We start from the raw sequence: 6360 nt of genomic DNA on the forward strand, positions 1-6360 counted from the left end.
CTATTATGTTACTTTTTGTCATGTGTGTATTCCTCAGTTAAGAGTTTATATTTTGCAAAATAATTCTATCATTCTGCTGCGAATACACCGCTTATTTCTATATTAGATTTTCATCATACACTAGATTCGAGTATAACTCCTTCTTATGGCTACTATCTGCCTTAATGCGATAACTAAATATCCCAAGGATATATAGTAAGGATGTCACCAAAAATACTACGGTAAAGACATCTATAGACATATTTAATTCATCAACCAACAAACCTTTAAATGAGCTCATCAAAACACCCAGATAAAAAGAAAAAAGTATTGCCACAATCATTACATTTAAAAGATATCTAGGCTGTGAAAGTGCATGAGCAAATCCAGAGAATATTTTAGATGCTGGAATTACGATTTGTCTTTGAGCATCAGCAGTTAATATTTTTATTGAAAATATAAATAATACCATTTCAATTGTTGCCATACAAAAATAAGCTGCTCGCCAAGAAATCGGAATCAATAATAAAGCTAAATATGTACTAACTATAGGTGCAACTATTATCATTACTGATAAAACCGAATATGCTTTTTCCATTTGGCTATTATTGTCAGCATTACGCGATATCAATGCTCTAGCGATAGGTGAGTAACATCCCGTGCCAAGCCCTAAACTCACAAAACCAACATATACAGCATAGATATTATCTGATAATCCCAAGCAAATTAAACCAAATATAGACAAACTCTGTGAAAAAAATAGTACTCTCTTTGCTGTAAAAACATCTGATAAAGTCGCAAATAAAATCGCAGAAACACTAAACATAAAAAATGATAGGCTCATGGCTATCTGAGTTACATAATCAGACAGACTTAAATTAGATGCTAATGATGGTGTCAGAGTCATTGAAATTGTTAGAGTCATATACCCAACGTATGTCAGAAAGTATGCCAATAAATTCTCTCTTTTAATACCACTTATCACACGCATTAGCTTTACGGCAGAACAAAACACTTGATACGATTATATACTATTTAAATTTATAAGAGTTTATTTTCTAAAGCTCTGTTTATCAGATATTTTATAGTCTAAGAAGTTGCTGATATGATTCTTTTTGTCTTTAAATACAAAATTATTATATACAATCATATACATTAGAACCTTTCTAACATAATGACGGGTTTCACCAAATGGAATATTCTCTATCCAAATGGTTGCCGGAACTTCTTTGTTATTCAACCATTTAGCAACATTTCCCGGACCTGCATTATAAGCAGCTATTCCTAACACTAGATTTTTATCAAAGAGTTTCTCTAAGAAATACAAATTAGCTGTACCAAGCTTGATATTGTTCTCTGGAATAAATATTTGACTAGCCATACTTTCAGACTTATCACCAACTAGAGATAACTTATATTTTTTTGCAATAAATTTAGCTGTAGGCTCTGTTACTTGCATTAGTCCCTTTGCGCCTGCCCAGGATCCAGCTTCCACAACAAACAATGACTCCTTACGCATTATCGATAATACCAGATCTTGGTCTATACCAAATTCTTTAGCATTCTTCTGAACTGTATCCAAAAATGCTTTTGGGAACAACATATCAATATTATTGTATTTACCAATTACAGCCATATTAAATATTGCAGCATAGTACATTTTATTATCTTCTGCTAATCTAGCTAACTCTTTGATCTGTGTAATATCTTTATTCTTAAGTTTATTACGTATTGTCCATTTCCAAAGACTTGTAGAATCCTTAAATTGCTCAATCTGATATAAATCTATCGCTTGTTGAATAGCCTCTTCAGATTCAAGTTTTTTAGCTTCACGATTATCTAATTTATCAGCATTATCATTACCAAAATTATATGGTTTACCAAGCTTATCAGATGCTAGAAATGAATAGTAGTCTAGAGGGGTCTTAGTTAGATTTTCAAACACTTCATTAGCTTTTGCTTTTTGTCCTGTTTGTTCGTAACTATATGCTAACCAATATCTCCACGCCTCATCTTGCTGAGATTTTTTAGGTAACTGATTATATGTCTGTATATAATCTTTGAAATTCTCGTTATATAAATCTACTCTTAGCAACCATTCCCATGCTGTGGTATCAAGATATCTTTTATCTACCCTAGCTAGCCAATGTTTAGCTTGTGGTGATTGTAATCTAGCAAAACTAACAGCTATAGCAGAAATAGATTGTTGCTTAGCTTCATTACTAAGATATCTTTTATTTTTTAAACTATCCCATATTTTTGCATATTGCTCAGGATTCTTTTTAACCAAATCAGTCGATATATTGACGAAGATTTTGTCAAAGTTTCTATAATTATGGAATCTATTTATAAAACCATCCAAATTACTAGGATTTTTTGTAGCATTTTGCCATGCTGATATATAGTTCACATAATCTTTATTATCTTTGACATATGTATTGAGTAACCATAAACTATCATTAAATTTATTAGCAAAAGCTAGAGTATATGCCTTTGTAGTTAGATACTCTTTTGATTTATCTTCAGAGCTATCCCAATACTTTTGCATATCATTACATGCTGATGGCATATAGACACGATTTTGCCAAAGCTCTCCATATTCATTTATAGCTTTAGACTTATTACCTGACTCATATTCAGCCTGCATTGACCAACATTTGCCTGATATACCTAAGTCTCCACTATAATATTTCTGAAAATGTTGCCAATCTTTTTTATTAGCATAGTAGTTTGCTAAATCATCTCTAAGTTGCCTACTCCAGTAACTGTTTTGATTCTCTTTTAGATAATCATCCATTGTTGCTATCTCAAAGATAGCAGGATCTATAGCTATTTCTTTATATTGAAGATATGGATATATGCTTGTATCTTTAAGCTTTGTTTTTAGATAATAGTATGATTTATAATCTTTTTTATCTAAAGCTTTTATTGCTTGTTGTGAATACTGTATCTGCTGGTTTGTAAGACTATATCCAATACCTATTGATAAGAACGTTATACTTCCTATAATAAACTTTTTTTTACTTAACACTTCTAGACATGCAAAATTTATTTTGATAGAAATACTAACATTATTAACAATAAAAACCTAATATTATTACTAGGCAAAGTTACTTCCTAAAATCAAATTCATTCGAAACATTTGTATTTAGTAAGTCACTCAGTCTTAATTTTTTATTATCCTTTAGAATAACATTATTATATACAATCTAGCTATTAACGCCCCAAGTTTCTGCTTAAACTTTAAGATCATAGTTATTATTTTATTCTATCAACTAATTTCATTACAAAATCAGCTGATCGGTTTGCGGCCATTTTTGCGAACTCATCAAAATTCTCTGGAGCATCGCCATCAGCCGTATCTGAGATACTTCTTAGTATGAAGCTAGGGATATTCATTTCATTACAAATAAGATTAACGCTAGCTCCTTCCATTTCTATAGCTTTTGCATCAAACTCTTTAACCACGAAATCTTTTCTTTCAGCAGAATGGACAAACTGATCTCCAGTAGCGATTACTCCAGTATGTAAATTTAAATTAAGCTCTTTTGCGATCACTTTAGCTTGTTCTAGTATCCTTGCTGAAGTAGCAATCTCAACCTCAGAAATAGGAATCTTACCATAAGGATAGCCAAAAGCTGTAATATCAACATCATGCTGAACTGTTGCCGTTGCAGCAATCATATCACCCACTTGCAAATCTTGAAGCCCGCCAGCTACTCCTGTAAATAACAATGCATCCACGCCAAAATGCTCTATCATTATCGTTGCTGTTAGACCTGAGAAAACTTTACCAATCTTACTATAAGCTACAACAAGCTCTATGCCATTATAGTTAGCAACATAATATTTATTATTTGCATAATCTACAGTTTCATATTTTTCTAATTTTTGTAATATCGGCTGAATTTCAATTTCCATAGCCCCTAATATCGCTATTTTTTTCATTCTATACTCTCTATATCTATTTTTGTTATCTTTCTAAAACCCTGTGGTAATAATACCCCACCACCAGATGACTTATCTGTATAGTATGTTTCAAAGTTTTTATTATCAATACGAATAAACCTCTTACCTGCATTGAGAGTAAGCTCTTGCTCTGGTTTGAATATCTCTATAAACTTAAGCTTATCTTTTTTATCTAGTTTAATTATAGCTTTACCCTTACCTTTTTTAAGGACTGCAAAGCTTTCAAAGTCACGAATAATCGCCTTACCTTGCGAACTAACTGCAAGCATCTTCAAATCTTTATCATACGGTATGAACTTAAAGACATCATCAGCATCAAAGATATTTTTACCTGTAATTTTATTTGCTATCAAATCTTCAGCTGGTATCACAAAGCCTTTTCCGCTAGTACTAGCAATTAAGAAATGCTCAGCGACATTAGCAAACTCTATATTAATAATCTCATCCTCTTTATCTAAAGGAATATATGTGGTTATATGCTCACCATAGCCTCTAGCTGATGGAAACTTATCAGCATACATCGAATATGCTTTGCCAAGTTTAGTAAAGAAAATCAATTTAATATTACTATTGCCAGAGGTTGCCAAATATGGTTTATCTTCAGGCTTATAACTTAAGCCTTTAGGATCGATATTATCACCTTTAGCGCATCTTACCCAACCAGCTTTTGATAAGATAACAGTAACTCTTTCACTAGGCATCAGATCTTTCTCTTCTAGAGCTTGTGCCTTATCAGCTTCAACTATTTTAGAGCGCCTACTATCACCAAAATCAGCAAGAATTTGTTTTAATTCTTTTTTCATTAAGTTTTTAAACTTAACTTCACTGTTTAAATACCCTTCAAGTAACTCTTTTTCTTTTTGTAACTCTTTCTGCTCTTTTTTAATTTCAATTTCTTCAATCTTTGCTAATTTACGTAGCCTAATATTCAAAATTGCTTCAGCTTGAATTTCAGAAAGGGCAAATCTACTCTGAAGCTCTAAACTTGGATCATCATAATTTCTGATAATATCAATAACTTCATCAATATTTAAAAAGGCTATCAGCATACCTTCTAAGATGTGTAGCCTATCTAGGACCTTATCCAAACTAGTTTGTAATCTTCTGCGTAGTGTATGTCTACGATACTCTAACCATTCATTAAGTATGTCTAATAGATTCTTAACCTGAGGTCTATTATCTAGACCAATCATATTCATATTTACACGGAAACTTTTTTCAAGATCTGTAGTCGCTAATAGATGCCCCATTATTTTTTGAATATTCTTCTTTGTCGATGCTGAATACAGGACTATTTTGACAGGCTCTTTATCATCTGATTCATCTTGGATATTTTTAATCCAAGTGATCTTTTGCTGCTTAAGTTGATTAGCAATTTGCTCCATTACCGAAGCACTTGAAACTTGATGAGGTAATCGAGTAATTATCACATTACCATGATTATCATACTCATATACAGCTTGCTGACGTATAGAACCATTACCAGACTTGTATACTTCAGCGATCTCTTCTTTACTACTGATAATATTTGCCCCACCCGGATAATCTGGTGCCTCAATTATTTCTAATACTTCTTCAATACTAGCTTTAGGATTAGACAACAAATGCAAGCAAGCATTTATCACTTCTGTAATATTATGAGGAGGTATATATGTTGACATCCCCACCGCAATTCCCATTGCCCCATTTAGGAGAATATTTGGTACTTGCGCTGGTAAGAGTTTTGGCTCATCCATTGTACCATCGAAGTTTTTGACCCAATCAACAGTACCTTTTTTTAGCTCATCTAACAATAATACTGCATATTTAGATAACCGTGATTCTGTATATCGCATTGCCGCAAATGATTTTGGATCATCAATTGAGCCCCAGTTACCCTGCCCATCAATAAATGGATAGCGATATGAGAAATTCTGCGCCATCAACACCATTGCTTCATAACAAGCACTATCACCATGTGGATGATACTTACCTAGTACATCACCTACCGTACGCGCTGACTTTTTATATTTAGATAAGTGACTTAAACCAATTTCACTCATCGCGTAAATAATGCGTCTTTGTACAGGCTTAAGCCCATCAGAAATATGAGGTAGTGCTCGATCTAATATTACATACATCGAGTAATTTAAATATGCTTGTTCAGAAAACTCTCCTACAGACTGAGTACTTTCTAAGCTTGAGAATAAATCCATTTAATTCTGTTATATAATAAAATCTTAATCAAATTATATATTAAATATATTACTGATTCTATTTATCATGCTAATTAAAATTTTACAGACGCTAGATTGTATTCTGAAAGTTTTAAATAGTTGAAAGAGAGTTCCAAATATAGTTTATTAGGTTTTGACGAAACTAAAATAAACGATAAGGAACTAAAAAATGCCAAAGTACTTAACTCTTTCAAAT

4 protein-coding genes are annotated in these 6360 nt (G+C 32.2%); all 4 read right to left on the reverse strand.

All coding sequences use genetic code 11. From position 1 onward, the window contains the following. Nucleotides 1-97 precede the first annotated feature (97 nt). The 4 genes from F8C69_RS08380 to parC all read right to left on the reverse strand — a co-directional run bounded on the left by F8C69_RS08380 (nt 98) and on the right by parC (nt 6143). Nucleotides 98-970, reverse strand: a complete 873-nt coding sequence (locus F8C69_RS08380) for an MFS transporter (protein WP_234384265.1) — start codon at nt 968-970, stop codon at nt 98-100. Between the two features lie 60 nt (nt 971-1030). Further along, on the reverse strand, nt 1031-3010 hold the full coding sequence (locus F8C69_RS08385; protein ID WP_159184865.1) for a lytic transglycosylase domain-containing protein: 1980 nt from the start codon (nt 3008-3010) through the stop codon (nt 1031-1033). A gap of 227 nt (nt 3011-3237) precedes the next feature. Beyond that, on the reverse strand, nt 3238-3927 hold the full coding sequence (locus F8C69_RS08390; RefSeq protein WP_159184866.1) for a 5'-methylthioadenosine/adenosylhomocysteine nucleosidase: 690 nt from the start codon (nt 3925-3927) through the stop codon (nt 3238-3240). Then, nucleotides 3924-6143: a DNA topoisomerase IV subunit A gene (gene parC, locus F8C69_RS08395; protein WP_159184867.1), complete on the reverse strand. Its 2220-nt coding sequence runs from the start codon at nt 6141-6143 to the stop codon at nt 3924-3926. The genes F8C69_RS08390 and parC overlap by 4 nt, the downstream gene beginning before the upstream one ends. Nucleotides 6144-6360: the final 217 nt, after the last annotated feature.

Source organism: Francisella noatunensis subsp. noatunensis (assembly GCF_009823375.1).
GTDB classification, from domain to species: Bacteria; Pseudomonadota; Gammaproteobacteria; order Francisellales; family Francisellaceae; genus Francisella; species Francisella noatunensis.